This is a genomic window from Burkholderia sp. GW821-FHT14F03 (genome assembly GCF_058803765.1).
This window is the reverse complement of the sequence record NZ_JBXAPG010000019.1, coordinates 64,481-82,914: the sequence shown is the minus strand read 5'-3', so window position 1 is coordinate 82,914 and position 18,434 is coordinate 64,481. Positions and strand designations below refer to the sequence as shown.

18 protein-coding genes and 2 pseudogenes are annotated in these 18,434 nt (G+C 66.4%); 9 read left to right on the top strand and 11 right to left on the bottom strand.

The genetic code is table 11. The annotated features are described in order from the left end of the window. Positions 1-136: 136 nt before the first annotated feature. Together AC1RQF_RS15155 and AC1RQF_RS15150 are read right to left on the bottom strand one after the other, a co-directional pair. A complete protein-coding gene (locus tag AC1RQF_RS15155) occupies positions 137-517 on the bottom strand; it encodes a VOC family protein (RefSeq protein ID WP_492872369.1) in 381 nt (126 codons plus the stop codon). A gap of 44 nt (positions 518-561) precedes the next feature. Next, positions 562-909: a VOC family protein gene (locus tag AC1RQF_RS15150; protein WP_492872368.1), complete on the bottom strand. Its 348-nt coding sequence runs from the start codon at positions 907-909 to the stop codon at positions 562-564. A 119-nt stretch (positions 910-1,028) separates the two neighbouring features. Here AC1RQF_RS15150 and AC1RQF_RS15145 point away from each other — a divergent pair. After that, positions 1,029-1,988 (top strand): annotated as a pseudogene (locus AC1RQF_RS15145) (cupin domain-containing protein); the annotation flags it as partial. 52 nt (positions 1,989-2,040) lie between these two features. Here AC1RQF_RS15145 and gltA read toward each other — a convergent pair. From gltA to AC1RQF_RS15110, 7 genes are all read right to left on the bottom strand, one after another. Next, on the bottom strand, positions 2,041-3,342 hold the full coding sequence (gene gltA / locus AC1RQF_RS15140) for a citrate synthase (protein WP_273996493.1): 1,302 nt from the start codon (positions 3,340-3,342) through the stop codon (positions 2,041-2,043). 53 nt (positions 3,343-3,395) lie between these two features. Continuing rightward, a complete protein-coding gene (locus AC1RQF_RS15135; protein ID WP_492872367.1) occupies positions 3,396-3,668 on the bottom strand; it encodes an FAD assembly factor SdhE in 273 nt (90 codons plus the stop codon). A 1-nt stretch (position 3,669) separates the two neighbouring features. Beyond that, the gene (locus AC1RQF_RS15130) at positions 3,670-4,371 is read right to left on the bottom strand and encodes a succinate dehydrogenase iron-sulfur subunit (RefSeq protein ID WP_273996495.1); all 702 of its coding nucleotides are present in this window, start codon (positions 4,369-4,371) and stop codon (positions 3,670-3,672) included. Between the two features lie 21 nt (positions 4,372-4,392). Continuing rightward, positions 4,393-6,168 (bottom strand): succinate dehydrogenase flavoprotein subunit, encoded by a 1,776-nt coding sequence (sdhA, locus tag AC1RQF_RS15125; protein WP_273996496.1) that lies wholly within the window; start codon positions 6,166-6,168, stop codon positions 4,393-4,395. A 4-nt stretch (positions 6,169-6,172) separates the two neighbouring features. Beyond that, positions 6,173-6,541 carry a succinate dehydrogenase, hydrophobic membrane anchor protein gene (gene sdhD, locus AC1RQF_RS15120; RefSeq protein WP_273996497.1) on the bottom strand — a complete coding sequence of 123 codons (369 nt, stop codon included), beginning with the start codon at positions 6,539-6,541 and terminating at the stop codon, positions 6,173-6,175. A gap of 4 nt (positions 6,542-6,545) precedes the next feature. Continuing rightward, positions 6,546-6,962 (bottom strand): succinate dehydrogenase, cytochrome b556 subunit, encoded by a 417-nt coding sequence (gene sdhC, locus AC1RQF_RS15115; protein ID WP_273996498.1) that lies wholly within the window; start codon positions 6,960-6,962, stop codon positions 6,546-6,548. A 156-nt stretch (positions 6,963-7,118) separates the two neighbouring features. Continuing rightward, positions 7,119-7,946 (bottom strand): GntR family transcriptional regulator, encoded by an 828-nt coding sequence (locus AC1RQF_RS15110; RefSeq protein ID WP_492872366.1) that lies wholly within the window; start codon positions 7,944-7,946, stop codon positions 7,119-7,121. Between the two features lie 289 nt (positions 7,947-8,235). Here AC1RQF_RS15110 and AC1RQF_RS15105 point away from each other — a divergent pair, with 289 nt between their 5' ends. The 5 genes from AC1RQF_RS15105 (at position 8,236) to acnA (ending at position 15,278) form a co-directional block, all read left to right on the top strand. Continuing rightward, entirely contained in the window at positions 8,236-9,219 is a 984-nt protein-coding gene (locus AC1RQF_RS15105) for a malate dehydrogenase (protein ID WP_492872365.1), read from the top strand. Positions 9,220-9,362: 143 nt separating this feature from the next. After that, positions 9,363-10,367, top strand: a complete 1,005-nt coding sequence (locus AC1RQF_RS15100; RefSeq protein ID WP_492872364.1) for an HpcH/HpaI aldolase/citrate lyase family protein — start codon at positions 9,363-9,365, stop codon at positions 10,365-10,367. 165 nt (positions 10,368-10,532) lie between these two features. Continuing rightward, complete coding sequence (locus AC1RQF_RS15095) at positions 10,533-11,042, top strand: hypothetical protein (RefSeq protein ID WP_273996501.1); 510 nt, start codon at positions 10,533-10,535, stop codon at positions 11,040-11,042. Positions 11,043-11,058: 16 nt separating this feature from the next. After that, entirely contained in the window at positions 11,059-12,510 is a 1,452-nt protein-coding gene (locus tag AC1RQF_RS15090) for a bifunctional 2-methylcitrate dehydratase/aconitate hydratase (RefSeq protein WP_492872363.1), read from the top strand. 50 nt (positions 12,511-12,560) lie between these two features. Next, positions 12,561-15,278, top strand: a complete 2,718-nt coding sequence (acnA, locus tag AC1RQF_RS15085; RefSeq protein ID WP_273996503.1) for an aconitate hydratase AcnA — start codon at positions 12,561-12,563, stop codon at positions 15,276-15,278. Between the two features lie 246 nt (positions 15,279-15,524). On the opposite strand, the gene AC1RQF_RS15080 is transcribed toward acnA, so the two are convergent. Next, positions 15,525-15,710: a hypothetical protein gene (locus AC1RQF_RS15080; protein WP_492872362.1), complete on the bottom strand. Its 186-nt coding sequence runs from the start codon at positions 15,708-15,710 to the stop codon at positions 15,525-15,527. Between the two features lie 200 nt (positions 15,711-15,910). Here AC1RQF_RS15080 and AC1RQF_RS15075 point away from each other — a divergent pair, with 200 nt between their 5' ends. From AC1RQF_RS15075 to AC1RQF_RS15065, 3 genes are read left to right on the top strand one after another with little or no spacing between them, the layout of a single operon-like run. Beyond that, positions 15,911-16,183 (top strand): metal/formaldehyde-sensitive transcriptional repressor, encoded by a 273-nt coding sequence (locus tag AC1RQF_RS15075; RefSeq protein ID WP_028206235.1) that lies wholly within the window; start codon positions 15,911-15,913, stop codon positions 16,181-16,183. A gap of 9 nt (positions 16,184-16,192) precedes the next feature. Next, positions 16,193-17,464, top strand: coding sequence for a CDF family Co(II)/Ni(II) efflux transporter DmeF (dmeF, locus tag AC1RQF_RS15070; RefSeq protein WP_492872361.1), 1,272 nt, complete (start codon positions 16,193-16,195; stop codon positions 17,462-17,464). 3 nt (positions 17,465-17,467) lie between these two features. Then, positions 17,468-17,662 (top strand): DUF1289 domain-containing protein, encoded by a 195-nt coding sequence (locus tag AC1RQF_RS15065; protein ID WP_273996506.1) that lies wholly within the window; start codon positions 17,468-17,470, stop codon positions 17,660-17,662. Positions 17,663-17,756: 94 nt separating this feature from the next. Here AC1RQF_RS15065 and AC1RQF_RS15060 read toward each other — a convergent pair. Continuing rightward, positions 17,757-18,317 (bottom strand): annotated as a pseudogene (locus tag AC1RQF_RS15060) (LysE family transporter); the annotation flags it as partial. Positions 18,318-18,434: the final 117 nt, after the last annotated feature.

Genomic DNA, 18,434 nt, shown 5'->3' with positions numbered 1-18,434 from the left:
CCCCTCGGGCGCGAGCCGGACGTCGCCCTTGCCGCGCGATGACGACTGCCCATCCGTTGAAATGAAATCGTAATGTTTTGATTCTAATCAGGCGCCCCGGCCCGGACTGTGCGGATTTGTGGCGCGCCGCCGAGGCTCACGCGTCGAAGCTCAGCTCGACGCCATTGCCCGCCGGATCGCGGAAAAACAGCTGCACGCGGGCGCTCGTCGCATCGACGATGCGCCGATAAGCCATGCCGCGCTCCGCCAGCACGCGCTCGACGGTTGCGAGGTCGGTCGCCGCGAACGCGATATGGTCGAAGGTCGTCGACACATCGACCGCGCGCACGTCGCCCGGCGAGGTCTCGCTCATATGCAGCACGTCGCGCCCGCCCGCGTACAGCCAGAAGCCATAGCGGGAAGACGCCGGGCGCAGCCCGGCTTCCAGCCCCACGACGTCGCGATAGAACGCGCACAGCGTATCGAGCAGCGCGCGCGGCGCGCGCAGGTTGAAATGGCTGAAGCCTGTCACGGGCATGGCGGGTCTCCTGTCGGTCGGCGCGGCCGGATGGCCGGCCGTCTTCATTGCGGTGAATGGCAGCATACGCGCAGCGTGTTGCCGTCGGGATCGCGAAAACACGCGTCGTGGAATTTCAAATGATCGTGCGGCCCCGGCGGCCGGCCCCACGCCGGCGCATGGCCGGGATCGACTTGCACGCACGACGCCGCGTCGAACGCCGCCGCCGTGCCGTTGCCGGATGCACTCGCGCGGTCGTCGAACGGCCGGCCGCTCACGAACAGCGGCCCCTCGGCGCCGGCGGCCAGCCAGCCGGCCATGCCGCCCGGCCCGCGGCATTCGAGCACGTGTTGCAACGCGCCGATCAAAGGCGCATAAAACGCATACGCCCGTTCCAGGTCGGTGACTCCCATGCACGCCCATGACAACATCGGCATTGCTCCCCGCGCGCGGGTCCTCCACGATGAGGCCACGCCCAATCCGAACCGTCATGGGAATCCGGGCCGATGAAACCGCCTAAGAACGCGTCGCGATTCCGGACGACTGCTCGATCCGCATCTATCACCGCAAGCTCGCGGCGATCCCGTTCGAGTGGCACCAGCACCCGGAGTACGAACTGACGCTCACGCTGAACAGCCGCGGGCGGTGCTTCGTCGGCGACAACGTCGCCGACTACACGGGCGACGATCTCGTGCTGGTCCCGCCCAACCTGCCGCATACCTGGCGTTCGAACGCCCGCCTCGACGCCGCCGCGCCGCAGGTTGCCCTCGTGCTGTGGTTCACCGGCGACCGGGCGCGCCGGGTCGCCGACTGCTGCCCTGAGTACGCTGGCCTGCGCAGCCTGCTGCGGCGCGCGGCGCCGGGCCTGAGCTTCGATCCGGCCGCCTGCGCGGTGCTGCGCCCGCGCCGCTCTCGCCCGCGCCGCTCTCGCCCGCGCCGCTCTCGCCCGCGCCGCTCTCGCCCGCGCCGCTCTCGCCCGCGCCGCGCGTGCGGCTCGCCGCCGCGCTCGACACGCTCGCCGAACTGGCCGACGCCGCGGCCACGCCGCTCGCGACCGCCTGCGCGCCTGACGCGCTGCCCGAAGCGGAACGCCTCGAGCGCGTGCTCGACGTGCTGGAGCGCCGCTTCCACGAGCCGCTGCGCCTCGCCGAACTGGCGGCCGCCGCGCACTGCTCGACGCGCTCGCTGCAACGCCGCGTCGAACAGCATGTCGGCACGCGCATCCGCGACTACCTGCAACGCCTTCGCGTCGCGCACGCGGCCCGGCGACTGAGCGCGACCGACTGGCCGATCGCGCTCGTCGCCGCGCGCTCGGGCTTTCCGAGCCTCGCGAACTTCAACCGCCAGTTCCGCGCGACGCGCGGCATGACTCCGCGCGCCTACCGCCAGAGCTTCGCGGCGCACGCCGCCGAGCCCGGCCCGGCCGATCTCGAAAGGCGCCCGCCCTCGCTCGACCGCGCCGCCGCGCGCAAAAAAAACACCCCGACGGCGTGAACCGTCGGGGTGTTCGCGACCGGCCGCGCTCGCGCGCGGCCCGCTCATGCTCAGCGCGCCGAGATCGGCTTCGCTTCGCGCGGCGCCTCGCCGATGAACAGCTGGCGCGGACGGCCGATCTTCTGCTCGGGATCGGCGATCATCTCGTTCCACTGCGCGATCCAGCCGACCGTGCGGGCCATCGCGAAGATGCAGGTGAACATCGAGGTCGGGATGCCCAGCGCGCGCTGGACGATGCCCGAGTAGAAGTCGACATTCGGGTACAGCTTGCGCGACACGAAGTATTCGTCTTCCAGCGCGATCTTTTCGAGCTGCATCGCGAGCTTGAACAGCGGGTCGTCGTGCAGGCCCAGCTCGTTCAGCACTTCGTAGCAGGTCTCGCGCATCAGCTTCGCGCGCGGGTCGTAGTTCTTGTAGACGCGGTGACCGAAGCCCATCAGCTTCACGCCCGAGTTCTTGTCCTTGACCTGCTTGATGAACTCGGGGATGTTGTCCGGCGAGCCGATCTGCTCGAGCATGTTCAGCGCGGCTTCGTTCGCGCCGCCGTGCGCCGGGCCCCACAGACACGCGATACCGGCCGCGATACACGCGAACGGGTTCGCGCCCGACGAACCGGCGAGACGCACGGTCGAGGTCGATGCGTTCTGCTCGTGGTCCGCGTGCAGGATCAGGATGCGGTCGAGCGCGCGCACCAGCACGTCGTTGACCTTGTACTCTTCGCACGGGTTCGAGAACATCATGTGCATGAAGTTCGCGCTGTACGACAGCGAGTTCTTCGGATACACGAACGGCTGGCCGGTGCTGTACTTGTACGCCATCGCGACGAGCGTCGGCAGCTTCGCGATCATGCGGATCGCCGACACTTCGCGGTGACGCGGATCGTTGATGTCGAGCGAGTCGTGGTAGAACGCGGACAACGCGCCGACCGCGGCGACCAGGATCGCCATCGGGTGCGCGTCGCGGCGGAAGCCGCGGAAGAAGAAGTGCATCTGCTCGTGCACCATCGTGTGCTTCGTGACCGTGTCGACGAATTCCTTCTTCTGCGCGGCGTTCGGCAGTTCGCCCTTCAGCAGCAGGTAGCACGACTCGAGGAAGTCGGCGTTCTGCGCGAGGTTGTCGATCGGGTAGCCGCGATACAGCAGCTCGCCCTTGTCGCCGTCGATATAGGTAATCGCCGAATTGCACGACGCCGTCGACATGAAGCCCGGGTCATACGTGAACTTGCCGGTCTGGCCGTACAGCTTGCGGATGTCGATCACATCCGGGCCCATCGTGCCCTTGTAGATCGGCAGTTCGACGCTCGGCGAGTTATCGCTGAACGATAGCGTGGCTTTTACATCAGACGGAGTCATGGCACATCCTCAATCGAAAATTAGAAACGGGATTCGATAACGGAGCAGCGCGGTCAGGCACTGCGCAGCATCTCCAGCAGCCGGGACACATCCGGGCCTGCAAGGTCGCCTTCTGGTTCCCTGCGCGCGAGCAGCAAGTCCATCAGGTCGTTGTCGCTCAGATCGAGCAGGCGCGTGAGCGCGCCCACGTCTGCATCGGTGAGGTCATGCTCGTGGCTGCGGAAGAAACGCTCGAAAATGAGATCGTTCTCCAGCAGGCCGCGCCGCGCGCGCCAGCGAAGGCGCGCGCGGCGGTGCGGGTCGGACTGGTGCGACGGATCGTCCATGTCAAACCGCGCGGCGAACCATCAGTTCCTTGATCTTGCCGATCGCCTTCGTCGGATTGAGGCCCTTCGGGCACACATCGACGCAGTTCATGATCGTATGGCAGCGGAACAGACGGTACGGATCTTCCAGGTTGTCGAGGCGCTCGGCGGTCGCGTTGTCGCGGCTGTCCGCGATGAAGCGGTAAGCCTGCAGCAGGCCCGCCGGGCCGACGAACTTGTCCGGGTTCCACCAGAAGCTCGGGCACGACGTCGAGCAGCTCGCGCACAGAATGCACTCGTAGACGCCGTCGAGTTCGTCGCGCTCTTCCGGCGACTGCAGGCGCTCCTTCTCGGGCGGCGGCGCGTCGTTGATCAGGTACGGCTTGATCGAGTGGTACTGGTTGAAGAAGTGCGTCATGTCGACGATCAGGTCGCGCACGACGGGCAGGCCCGGCAGCGGGCGCAGCACGATCTTCTGCGGCAGGTCGTTCAGGTTCGTCAGACAGGCAAGACCGTTCTTGCCGTTGATGTTCATCGCGTCCGACCCGCACACGCCCTCGCGGCACGAGCGGCGGAACGACAGCGTCTCGTCGACCGCCTTCAGCTTGACGAGCGCGTCGAGCAGCATGCGCTCGTGCTCGAGATCCAGCTCGTACGTCTGCATCCGCGGTGCGGCGTCCTTGTCCGGATCGTAGCGGTAAATTTCAAAAATGCGTTTGGCCATTTCGGATTCCTTGGACTCGGCTTAGAACGTACGTGCCTTCGGCGGCACGGATTCGACCGTCAGCGGTTTCATTTGAACAGGCTTGTAGTCGAGGCGGTCGCCTTCGCTGTACCACAGCGAGTGGCGCAGCCAGTTCTCGTCGTCGCGGTGTTCGTAGTCGCTGTGCGCGTGCGCGCCGCGGCTTTCCTTGCGGGCCTCCGCCGACACCATCGTCGCGCGGGCCACTTCGATCAGGTTCGCCAGTTCCAGCGCCTCGACGCGCGCGGTGTTGAACACCTTCGACTTGTCCTTCAGGTGGACGTGCTCGGCACGTTCCTTCAGGCCGGCCATCTGGTCGACGCCTTCCTTGAGCAGCGCCGAGGTGCGGAACACGCCCGCGTGCTTCTGCATCGTCGCGCGGATGTCGTTCGCGATATCCTGCGTGTACTCGCCCGACGACGACTTGTCGAGCTTGTTCAGGCGCTCGAGCGCGAAGTCGGCGGCATCGGCCGGCAGCGGCTTGTGGTCGCGCTGGTTCTTCACGTGCTCGACGATATGGTTGCCGGCCGCGCGGCCGAACACCACGAGGTCGAGCAGCGAGTTCGTGCCGAGGCGGTTCGCGCCGTGCACCGACACGCACGAGCATTCGCCGACCGCGTAGAAGCCGTTGACCGGCTCCTTGTGGTCGCGCGACGTGCCGACCACCTGGCCGTGGATGTTGGTCGGGATGCCGCCCATCTGATAATGGATGGTCGGGACGACCGGAATCGGTTCCTTGATGCAGTCGACGTTCGCGAACTTCAGCGCGATCTCGCGGATCGACGGCAGACGCTTCATGATCGTCTCGGCGCCGATGTGCGACAGGTCGAGCAGCACGTGGTCCTTGTTCGGACCGACGCCGCGGCCTTCCTTGATTTCCTGGTCCATCGAGCGCGACACGAAGTCACGCGGCGCCAGATCCTTCAGGGTCGGCGCGTAGCGCTCCATGAAGCGCTCGCCGTTCGCGTTGCGCAGGATCCCGCCTTCGCCGCGCACGCCTTCGGTGATCAGCACGCCCGCGCCCGCCACGCCCGTCGGATGGAACTGCCAGAACTCCATGTCCTGCAGCGCGATGCCCGAGCGGGCCGCCATGCCGAGGCCGTCGCCGGTGTTGATGAACGCGTTGGTCGACGCCGCGAAGATCCGGCCCGCGCCGCCCGTGGCGAACAGCGTGGTCTTGCCTTCGAGGATGTAGACGTCGCCCGTTTCCATTTCGAGGGCGGTCACGCCGAGCACGTCGCCGTCCGCGTCGCGGATCAGGTCGAGCGCCATCCATTCGACGAAGAACTGCGTCTTCGCCGCGACGTTCTGCTGGTACAGCGTGTGCAGCAGCGCGTGGCCGGTGCGGTCGGCCGCCGCGCACGCGCGCTGGACCGGCTTCTCGCCGTAGTTCGCGGTGTGGCCGCCGAACGGACGCTGGTAGATGGTGCCGTCCGCGTTGCGGTCGAACGGCATGCCGAAGTGTTCCAGCTCGTACACGACGTTCGGCGCTTCACGGCACATGAACTCGATCGCGTCCTGGTCGCCGAGCCAGTCGGAGCCCTTGATCGTGTCGTAGAAGTGGTAATGCCAGTTGTCCTCGCTCATGTTGCCGAGCGACGCGCCGATCCCGCCTTGCGCGGCAACCGTGTGCGAACGGGTCGGGAACACCTTGGACAGCACGCATACCGACAGGCCCGCGCGCGACAGTTGCAGCGACGCGCGCATCCCCGAGCCGCCCGCGCCGACGATCACCACGTCGAACTTGCGACGCGGCAGGGAAGTTTTGATTGCAGCCATTCTTTTAAACTCTCCAGAGAATCTGCGCGGCGTAGCCCGCGCTCGCGAGCAGCCAGACGATGGTCAGCGATTGCAGCACGAGGCGCGCGCCGACGGGCTTCACGTAGTCCATCCAGATGTCGCGCACGCCGACCCACGCGTGATAGAACAGCGCGAGCAGCGTGACGAAGGTCGCGAGCTTCATCCACTGGGTCGAGAAGATCGACGCCCAGCCTTCATACGAGAAGTCGCGCGCGGTGAAGAACCAGGCGAGCAGAATCACCGTGTAGATCGCCATGATGGTGGCGGTGACGCGCTGCGCGAGCCAGTCGCGCAGGCCGTAGTGCGCGCCGACGACGAGGCGCTTCGAACCGATTCGATTGGGGGCTGACATATTCTTAGAATGCTCCGAACAGTTTGAGCGCGACGACGACCGTCAGGGCGATCGACACGACGAACACGACGACCGCCGTCCGCTTGCCGCTTTCCTTCGTGACCGCATCGTGGCTGACGTCCATCAGCAGGTGGCGGACGCCGGCGCAGAAGTGATGCAGGAACGCCCATGCGAGCGCGAGCACGATCAGCTTGACGACGATGTTGGAGAGGAAGGCCTTGAATACCTCGAAGCTGAGTTCGGAGGTGAGGCTCTGGTCGAAGAGGTACAGCAGGAATGGAAGCGCCAGGAACAGCAAGGCGCCGCTGACCCGGTGAAGAATCGAAAGCTTGGCTGCGAGCGGCAACCGATAATTGAGCGTGATGTCGCCGAAGCCGATGTTCCGGTACTCCGGTCTCGGTTTTCTTACTGCATCAGTCATGCTAGACCCCTACTATGTTGTCACACTAATCTGTAATTTTAGCGCCTTTTCATACCGCGCTGCAGCGAAAACCCGCTCGGGATCGTTGCGCGACGCGGAACAAAGGCGGCCCGGAACCTGCTTGGCGCGTGGGAACGCCGTCGGCCCGCACCCGAATCAGCTCAGGTCGTTCTGATAGTAGTACCCGGTTGTGACATACCAACCCCTCCGCACTTCCACAGGCCGATCCCCGTATGTATACGACACCCGCTCGACCGACAGCAGCGGAAATCCCGAAGGCACCCTCAGGATCTCGGCCACCCACGGCTCCGCCGCCACCGCGCGGATCTTCTCCGAGGCGCGGATCATGCGCGTGCCGAACTCGCTCTCGAACATCGCGTAGAGCGGCCCCTTGTACTCGCTCAGGCGTTCGAACGTCAAGCCGCGGAACATCGCGCCCGGCAGCCAGATTTCGTCGAGCACGGTGACTTCGGAGTCGAATTCGAGGAGGCGGCGCACCTGCACGACCGGGTCGGCGGGCTTCAGGTCGAGTTGACGGGCGATCTCGGCGGGCGCGCGCATCCGGCGGCACTCGAGCAGGCGGCTCACGTGCGGGTGCTCGACGCCGTCGTCGGCCAGCAGGCGCAGGAAGCGGAACTGCGCGCGCTCCTCGCTGTGGGTCGCGACGAAGGTGCCCTTGCCCTGCCGGCGCACCAGCAGGTTGTCCGACGCCAGTTCGTCGATCGCCTTGCGCACCGTGCCCTGGCTGACCTTGTAGCGGGCCGCCAGCTCGACCTCGCTCGGGATGATCTCGCCTGGCTTCCACTCGCCCGTCTCGAGGCCCTGCGTGATCAATGCCTTGATCTGCTGGTAGAGTGGGCTGAAAGTCGGCGAAGGCGACGGCGCGGGCGCGGCTTCGCCGCCGCCCTGGCCGGCCGCCGCGCCCGGGGCGGCCGCGCCGCCCGGATTTGCCGTGTTCGCCTGGTTCGATGTCATGGCGCGCATTTCAACATAAACCCGGGTTTTACGTCCAGTTCATTCCCGGCAAAACATCTGTCTTATATAAGACATAAGATACCGTTTGACTTTGGCGGGCCCGGCTCCTACACTCCGGGGCGAGCAAGGGTTCGCGGGCTGCAAAGCGCGTCCCGGGCCTCGCGCCTCGTCCTGTCTTCAGGCGTATCGCGCCAGCATCCGCGACTCCTCCGCCCTGCTTTAAAAGCAACGCGACACATAACGCGCATAGAATGGCGTTTTTCCTAGCGTCCCACGCTCATCGTCCTGGAGATTTTCAATGGCTAAGCCCGCAAAGCGCGTTGCCGTCACCGGCGCCGCAGGTCAGATCGCTTACTCGCTGCTGTTCCGCATCGCGAACGGCGACCTGCTCGGCAAGGACCAGCCGGTCATCCTGCAACTGCTCGACCTCCCGCAAGCCCAAGCCGCCGTCAAAGGCGTCGTGATGGAGCTCGATGATTGCGCGTTCCCGCTGCTCGCGGGCGTCGTGATCACCGACGATCCCAAGGTTGCCTTCAAGGACGCCGACGTGGCGCTGCTGGTCGGCGCCCGCCCGCGCTCGAAGGGCATGGAACGCAAGGACCTGCTGTCCGCCAATGCCGAGATCTTCACGGTCCAGGGCGCGGCCCTGAACGAAGTCGCCAGCCGCGACGTGAAGGTGCTGGTGGTCGGCAATCCGGCCAACACCAATGCGTACATCGCGATGAAGTCGGCGCCGGACCTGCCGAAGAAGAACTTCACGGCCATGCTGCGCCTCGACCACAACCGCGCGCTGTCGCAGCTCGCCGCCAAGTCGGGCAAGCCGGTCGCGTCGATCGAGAAGCTCGCCGTGTGGGGCAACCACTCGCCGACGATGTACCCCGACTTCCGCTTCGCGAGCGCCGAGGGCGAATCGCTGCTGAAGCTGATCAACGACGACGTGTGGAACCGCGATACGTTCATCCCGACCGTCGGCAAGCGCGGCGCGGCGATCATCGAGGCGCGCGGCCTGTCGTCGGCGGCGTCGGCGGCCAACGCGGCGATCGACCACGTGCGCGACTGGGTGCTCGGCACCAACGGCAAGTGGGTCACGATGGGCATCCCGTCGGACGGCTCGTACGGCATCCCCGAAGACATCATCTACGGCGTGCCGGTCGTCTGTGAAAACGGCGAATACAAGCGCGTCGAAGGCCTCGAAATCGACGCGTTCTCGCGCGAGAAGATGGACGGCACGCTCGCCGAGCTGCTCGAAGAGCGCGACGGCGTCGCGCACCTGCTGAAGTAAGCCGGTTGCAAGCCGGGCGCGTCCGGGCGATCCCGGGCGCGCCGCCCCCGATCCGATCCGAACGGGCTTTGCCGGCGCCTCGCGCCCGCCAGAGCCCGCCCGAATCCGATTTTTTCACGCTGGTCTAGATCCGAAGCACAACGATGTCCGCGCTCACCCCCGCTGAAGTGCTGTACGACGGCGCTTCGCCCCCCACGATCCTGCCCTGCTGCGATCACTACGCGGGCAGCGAAAAATTGATGCTCAAGTCGCTTGCGCTGCAGGCGGAACTGGGGCCGGTCTTCGACCTCACCCTCGATTGCGAGGATGGCGCCGCCGTCGGCGAGGAAGCCGCCCATGCGGAGCGGGTCGCCGCCTTGCTCGGCAGCGACGCGAACCGGTTCGGCCGCGTCGGCGCGCGCATCCACGACTTCACCCACCCCCACTGGCGCGACGACGTCCGCACCATCCTGCGCGCGGCCCGCCCGCCTGCCCACCTGGCGCTGCCGAAGGTCGGCGGCGCGGCCGACGCCGCCGAGATGTGCGCGTTCATCGAAGGCACGCGCCGCGAGCTGGGCATCGCGCAGCCGATCCCGATCGACGTGCTGATCGAGACGCACGGCGCGCTCCGGCAGGTCGACCAGATCGCCGCGCTGCCGGGCGTCTCGACGCTGAGCTTCGGGCTGATGGATTTCGTCTCCGCCCACCACGGCGCGATTCCCGACAGCGCGATGCGCTCGCCCGGCCAGTTCGAGCATCCGCTCGTGCGCCGCGCGAAGCTCGAGATCGCCGCGGCCTGCCATGCGCACGGCAAGACGCCGTCGCACAACGTGAGCACCGAGGTGCGCGAGATGCGGGTCGTCGCCGACGACGCGCGGCGCGCACGCGACGAATTCGCCTTCACGCGGATGTGGAGCATCCATCCGGCGCAGATCCCCGAGATCGTCGCCGCGTTCGCGCCGCGCCACGACGAAGTCGCCCTCGCCGCCGCGATCCTGCTGGCCGCGCAGGCGGCCGACTGGGGCCCGACGCGCCACGGCGACGCGCTGCACGACCGCGCGAGCTACCGCTATTACTGGTCGGTGCTGCGCCGCGCGCATGCGGCGGGCCGGCCGCTGCCCGCAGGGGCCGCGCCATGGTTCGGCGCGGCGGCGGGCGGGCACGGTTGAGACAGGCGTTGTGCGCATGCGATAACCGGTCGAAAACTTGCTGTAAGTGCGGCCAAATAGGCGAAAATAGCGGCCGCTGCGCGCTTACGGGGCGCGTGCAGTTCAACCCGGCGGGCACGCGTTCCGTCCGCCCTTGTTAACTGATAAACGAAAGGTTCTGACTCCATGAAGAAACTGCTGATCGCCACCGCCATCGGCGCCTTGTCCGCCACGATGCTGGTCACGGCCCCGAGCGCATTCGCGCAGGCATCGTCCACGACTGCGACGAAGAAAGCCACCGCCAAGCGTCCGGCGCCGAAGAAGCAGCTGATCCCGCGCAGCAAGAAGGCTCGCGCGGCCGCCGCGGCCAAGGTCGATCCGATGCCGGAAGGCGCGGTGAAGTGGTCGTGCAAGGAAGGTCTGTCGTACGACCTCGCCGGCGACATGAAGCGCGACCAGATCGTGACCGTGCACTGGGCCAACAAGAACTACAAGCTGCCGCGCCAGACGACCACGACGGGCGCGGACGTGTTCTACGATCCGGCGAGCGGCCTCAAGCTGGTCGTGATCCCGACCAAGGGCATGCTGTTCAGCGACAAGGACGACAGCCGCCTCGCCGACGAGTGCAAGACCGCCGAGATGGCGCAGGGCACGCCGGCGCCGACCCAGTCGAACGAACTGAAGCCGGGCAACTAAGCCGCCGGCCCGCCCGATGTCCGCCCCGCTTCCGAACGTGCGTCCCGATTTCGACCCGGTGCTGGTCGACCTCGTCGACTACGTGCTGGACTACCGTATCGACAGTGCGCTCGCGCTCGAAACCGCGCGCCATTGCCTGATCGATACGCTCGGGTGCGGGCTCGAGGCGCTGTCCTACCCCGCCTGCACGAAACTGCTCGGGCCCGTCGTGCCCGGCACCGTGGTGCCGCACGGCGCGCGCGTGCCCGGCACCTCGCACCAGCTCGATCCGGTGCAGGCGGCCTTCAGTCTCGGCGCGATGATCCGCTGGCTGGACTACAACGACACCTGGCTCGCCGCCGAATGGGGTCATCCGTCCGACAACCTCGGCGGGATCCTGGCGACGGCCGACTGGCTGTCGCGCAGCGCCGTCGCCGCGGGCCGCCGGCCGCTCGCGATGAAGGCGGTGCTGCTCGCGATGATCAAGGCCCACGAGATCCAGGGCTGCCTCGCACTCGAGAATTCATTCAACCGCGTCGGCCTCGACCACGTGCTACTCGTCAAGCTCGCCTCGACCGCCGTGGTCGGCCAGCTGCTGGGCCTCTCCCGCGACGAGCTGCTGAACGCGGTGTCGCTCGCGATCGTGGACGGCCACGCGCTGCGCACCTACCGGCACGCGCCGAACACCGGCTCGCGCAAGTCGTGGGCCGCGGGCGACGCGACCGCGCGCGCGGTGCGCCTCGCGCTGATCGCGCGCACGGGCGAGATGGGCTATCCGTCTGCGCTGAGCGCGCCGACCTGGGGCTTCTACGACGTGCTGTTCGACGGCCAGCCGTTCCGCTTCCAGCGCCCGTACGGCAGCTACGTGATGGAGAACGTGCTGTTCAAGATCGCGTTTCCGGCCGAATTCCACGCGCAGACCGCGGCCGAGGCCGCGCTCGCGCTGCATGCGCAGCTCGCCGCGCTCGGCCGGCCGGCCGAGACGATCCGGCGCATCACCGTGCGCACGCACGAAGCGGCGCTGCGCATCATCGACAAGACGGGGCCGCTCGCGAACCCCGCCGACCGCGACCACTGCATCCAGTACATGATCGCGGTGCCGCTGCTGGTCGGCCGCCTGACGGCCGCCGACTACGAGGACGAGGTCGCGCGCGACCCGCGCATCGACGCGCTGCGCGCGAAGATCACCTGCGTGGAAGACCCGCAGTTCACGAAGGATTATCACGATCCGGACAAGCGCTCGATCGCGAACGCGCTGACGATCGAGTTCGACGACGGAACGACGCTGGCGGAGGTGACGGTCGAGTACCCGCTCGGCCACCGCCGGCGACGTGCGGAAGGCATCCCGCTGCTGGTCGGGAAGTTCCGCGCCAACCTCGCGCGCCGTTTCCCACCCAAGCAGCAACAAGCGATTCTCGACGTGTCGCTGGACCAGGCAAAGCTCGAAGCGATGCCGGTCAATGAATACGTCGATCTGTACGTGATCTAGCCGTCAACAGTACGGAGTTTCTTTCCTCGCCTTAAACCCAGGAAAATACCATGGCCCACAACCTCCACAAAACCCTCAAGGAATTCGACACCGGTTCCGGTAAAGGCAAGTTCTACTCGCTGCCGAAGCTCGGCAAGGAACTGAAGACCAAGATCGAACGGCTGCCGGTCTCGATCCGGATCGTCCTCGAATCGGTGCTGCGCAACTACGACGGCAAGAAGATCACGGAAGAACATATCGAGCAGCTCGCGAACTGGAAGCCGAACGGCAAGCGCGTCGACGAAATCCCGTTCGTCGTGTCGCGCGTCGTGCTGCAGGATTTCACCGGCGTGCCGCTCCTGGCCGACATCGCCGCGATGCGCGGCGTGGCCGAGCGCTCGGGCAAGAACCCGAAGAAGATCGAACCGCTGGTCCCGGTCGATCTCGTCGTCGATCACTCGGTGCAGATCGACTACTTCCGCCAGAAGGACGCGCTCGACCTGAACATGAAGCTGGAATTCCAGCGCAACAACGAGCGCTACCAGTTCATGAAGTGGGGCATGCAGGCCTTCGACACGTTCAAGGTCGTGCCGCCGGGCGTCGGCATCGTCCACCAGGTGAACCTCGAATACCTCGCGCGCGGCGTGCACAAGAAGGCTGACAGCGGCGACACCGTGTACTACCCGGACACGCTCGTCGGCACCGACAGCCACACCACGATGATCAACGGCATCGGCGTGGTCGGCTGGGGCGTGGGCGGCATCGAGGCGGAAGCCGGCATGCTCGGCCAGCCGGTGTACTTCCTGACGCCGGACGTGGTCGGCGTGGAGCTGAAGGGCAAGCTGCGCGAAGGCGTGACGGCCACCGACCTGGTGCTCACGATCACCGAGATGCTGCGCAAGGAGAAGGTCGTCGGCAAGTTCGTCGAATTCTTCGGCGAAGGCACCAAGACGCTCGCGCTGCCGGACCGCGCGACGATCGCGAACATGGCGCCGGAATACGGCGCGACGATGGGCTTCTTCCCGGTCGACGACAAGACCATCGACTACTTCAAGGGCACGGGCCGCACCAAGGCGGAAATCGACGCGTTCCAGAAGTACTTCAAGGCGCAGGATCTGTACGGCATCCCGAAGGCCGGCGAGATCGACTACACGAAGACCCTCACGCTCGACCTCGCCACGGTCGCGCCGTCGCTCGCGGGCCCGAAGCGTCCGCAGGACCGCATCGAGATCGGCCACGTGAAGTCGACCTTCACCGACCTGTTCTCGAAGCCCGTCGCCGACAACGGTTTCGCGAAGAAGGCCAACGACCTCGGCGCGCAGTACGAAACCTCGAACAACGTGAAGGTGAAGAACGGCGACGTGCTGATCGCGGCGATCACCTCGTGCACGAACACGTCGAACCCGAGCGTGCTGCTCGCGGCCGGCCTGCTCGCGAAGAAGGCGGTCGAGGCCGGCCTCACGGTCGACCCGAAGATCAAGACCTCGCTCGCGCCGGGATCGCGGATCGTCACCGAATACCTGACGAAGACGGGCCTCCTGCCCTACCTCGCGAAGCTCGGCTTCGAAGTCGCGGCCTACGGCTGCACGACCTGTATCGGCAACGCGGGCGACCTGACGCCGGAACTGAACGAAGCGATCGTCAAGAACGACATCGTCGCGGCGGCCGTGCTGTCGGGCAACCGTAACTTCGAAGCGCGGATCCACCCGAACATCCGCGCGAACTTCCTCGCGTCGCCGCCGCTCGTCGTGGCGTACGCGATCGCGGGCAACATCACGCGCGACCTGATGACCGAGCCGGTCGGCCAGGGCAAGGGCGGCAAGGACATCTACCTCGGCGACATCTGGCCGACGAGCGAGGAAGTCCATGCGCTGCTCAAGTTCGCGCTCGACCCGAAGAAGTTCGAGGAGAACTACGCGAAGCTGACCAAGAAGGGCGACCTCTGGAGCAAGATCGAAGGCGAGACGGGCGAAGTCTACGACTGGCCGAAGTCGACCTACATCGCGGAGCCGCCGTTCTTCGGCAACGACTTCTCGATGGAGCCGGCCGCATCGATCGCCGCCGTCCAGGGCGCGCGCGCGCTCGGCATCTTCGGCGACTCGGTGACGACCGACCACATCAGCCCGGCGGGCTCGATCAAGGAAGATTCGCCGGCCGGCAAGTGGCTGAAGGAAAACGGCGTGCAGAAGGCCGACTTCAACAGCTACGGCTCGCGTCGCGGCAACCATGACGTCATGATGCGCGGCACCTTCGCGAACGTGCGGATCAAGAACCTGATGATCCCGGCGAAGGCCGACGGTTCGCGCGTCGAGGGCGGCCTGACGATCCACCAGCCGAGCGGCGAACAGCTGTCGATCTATGACGCCGCGATGAAGTACGTCGGCGCGGACACCCCGACCGTCGTGTTCGCGGGCGAAGAGTACGGCACGGGCTCGTCGCGCGACTGGGCGGCGAAGGGCACGCAGCTGCTCGGCGTGAAGGCCGTGATCGCACGCAGCTTCGAGCGGATCCACCGTTCGAACCTGGTCGGCATGGGCGTGCTGCCGCTGCAGTTCAAGGGTGCGGACAGCATCCAGTCGCTCGGCATCACCGGCGACGAGACCTACGACATCGAGGATCTGGGCGACGCGTTCAAGCCGCAGCAGGACGTCACGCTGGTGATCCATCGCAAGAACGGCGAAACGAAGCGCGTGCCGGTGTTGCTGCGCATCGATACGCCGATCGAAGTCGACTACTACAAGCACGGCGGGATCCTGCCGTTCGTGCTGCGCTCGCTGCTCGCAGCCTAAGCGCCCTGCTTTTGCAGGTGCCGCGTGCCTCCGCAAGGCGGTGCGCGGCCGATTTGACGCCCGGCTCCGCCGGGCTTTTTTTTGGTTCATCGCGGATTACCGGGGAAGGCAGCGCGGATCTTCAGACAGAACGTGTCGCGTCGGCAATGAGCCCGGCGTTCGACGACCTTGATGGCGTTGACCCGCCCACCCTCGAACGCTTCGCTTGCCGACACCCCCATAGCCCTATCGAAAGGCCGCGCTGCTTCAACGGAGCAGGTCGATGTTCTCGTCGATTCGAGTTTGAATGGTCCGCAGGGCATCTCCGGCGATTGCTCGCGGAAACTGGTTCTCGGCGTTGGCGGCAAACTGGCCGACCACGTCGCACAATCGATCGATGACGCCTGCCGCGTGACCGGCAGGCACCTCGGCTTCCCCTGCAAGGCCGAGCATCGCCTTCCGATCAATCCTCAGGGCCTCTCTCGTCACCGCCATCGGGTGACACCCACCCGGTCCCTCGCAGAACGTCACGTCATCGATTCGGGCTGCCCTCAGGTGTCGCGAGGCGCGGAATCGGAATCCACGAAGTAAACGTATACCTCCCTACCCTATCCGAAGTAAGATTGCCCCCTATCGTATTCAGGAGGCAGGCCGTGAGCCATACGATTCGCGAGAAACAGAAGCTCCTCAACCGGGTTCGCCGCATCAAGGGGCAGGTCGAGGCGATCGAGCGTGCGCTCGAAGAAGAGCGCGGCTGCATGGATGTGCTCCAACTCATCACCAGCAGCCGCGGCGCGATGAACGGCTTGCTGGCCGTGGTTCTCGAGGACCACATCCGGACGCATCTCGTCGACGCCGAGCCGGACGACGAGCATGGCAGCGGCACCGAGCAGCTGATCGAAGTCGTCCACAGCTACTTCAAGTAAGAGGAAAACATGAGCCCGTTCGAAGATTCCGCTTTCGGGGCAGGCCACGACCATATCTTCCTGGGGGCCGCCCACGAGGACAACGAACGCCGGACCTGGATGGTGATTGCGCTGTGCAGCGCGATGATGGTGGCCGAGATCGTCGGCGGCAGCCTGTTCGGCTCGCTCGCGCTCGTCGCCGATGGCCTGCACATGTCGACGCACGCCGGCGCGATGCTGATCGCCGCGCTCGCGTACACCTACGCGCGCAGGCATGCGGCCGACACGCGCTTCGTATTCGGTACGGGCAAGCTCGGCGATCTCGCGGGCTTCACCAGCGCCATCGTGCTCGCCATGATCGCGCTGCTGATCGGATACGAAGCCGTCTCGCGCTTTCTCGCGCCCGTGCCCATCCACTTCGCCCAGGCGATTCCCATCGCCGTGCTCGGCCTCCTGGTCAATCTCGCGAGCGTCTGGCTGCTGAGCGGCGGCCATCACGGTCACGGTCATGGTCATGGCCATGCGCACGGTCACGGGCACGCCCACGACGCAGCGGAGCATCGCATCGTCGGCCGCGCAGGCACATTCGCCGTGACGGTCTTCGAGGACGGCGTGCCGCCCGTGTTCCGCATCACGCCGCAAGCACCGCCTTCCAAACTCGGCGCCGACGAGGCTTCCGTCACGACGGTCCGCCCCGACGGCACACGCCAAACCTTCGCATTCGCCGAACGCGAGGGTTATCTGGAGTCGAAGGAGGAGATTCCCGAACCTCACGCATTCGAGGCCGTCGTTCACCTCGCGGGCGACGAGCACCGCATCGCGTTCGAGGAGCACGCGCACGAGCACGAGGGTGTTCACGCCGCGACAAACCGCGACCACACCATCCGCTCGGCGTACATTCACGTCATCGCGGACGCCGCGGTATCCGTGCTCGCGATCGTCGGCCTCCTGCTGGCGCGCGCGTTCGGCTGGCTGTGGATGGACCCGCTCGCGGGCGTGATCGGCGCTCTCGTGATCGCGAACTGGTCGTGGGGCCTGATGCGCGATACGGGCCGCATCCTGCTCGACATGAGCCCTGACCGGCGCATGGCCGAGAGCGTGCGCCACGTGATCGAAGACAACGGCGATACCGTGCTCGACCTCCATGTATGGCGCGTGGGCCCGGGCCACATGAGCGCCGCGATCTCGGTGGCCACGGCGGCGTCGCAGCGAACGCCCGGCTACTACCATGCCGCGCTCAAACGCTTCAAGACGCTGTCGCACTTGACGGTCGAAGTGAATCCGGCGCACGCCGCCGGCTGAACCATGGGACTCAAATCGCCTTGCATCGACGTATGCGCATTCGACGGCAAATCCGGACTTTGCATCGGCTGTTTTCGCACGCGCGATGAAATTCGCGGCTGGAAGAAAATGACCGGCCATCGCCGTCACCAGATCCTCAACGAGAGAGCCCGGCGGCAGGCCAAGGTGAAGCGCGCCGCCCCGAACCCGCAGGGATGAAGTCGACGCGGCGAGGGCCCGGGCCGCCGCCCCGGGACGGCCCGGGCGCGCGGCATCGCGCACCGCCCCCACGCCGCCTGGGTGGATGCGGACGCTATCCCCGCCCCGCGGCAAGCATCAGGCGCAACCCGGGCGCCGCGATGGCGGCCGACGCGGCGCGGTCGATCCATTGCTTCGCATCCAGATACCACCGCCCCAGCGCGCGGTTCGAGAAACACAGCGCGACGACCGCATATCAGCCGCATTCGACGGCGAACACGAGCGGCGGCAATGCGATGTAGCACCAGAGAGGCGGCGTCTGCGGCAATGGCGCCGCGAAGATGCGGCCATCCACGATGGCGGTCTTCGGGTTGGTCAGTTGCGTGCTCAAGCCCGTCCGGAACGAACTGCCCAGACTCGCCGTCGTCGTTGGCGATGCCGGGTCGATCGACAGCGGCGCGGCCGCTCCACGCCAGATTTTCACCGCCAGATAAAGCAGGTAAGCGCCGCCCGCCACCTTGAGCCCCACGTACAACCATTCCACGCGGCTCAACAGGGAGTAAAGCCCCGCCAGGGCGATGCCGCTGAAGCACACCGAGCCGATGCCCATGCCGACCGCCGTAGCCAATCCGTTCCTGCGCGACAGGGCGACGGCATTGCGCGCGACCACGAAGCTTCACGCAGCGGACAAGCCGGGCACGTCGCGTTGAGCGTGTTGAGCGTGTTGAGCGTGTTGAGCGTGTTGAGCGTGTTGAGCGTGTTGAGCGTGTTGAGCGTGTTGAGCGTGTTGAGC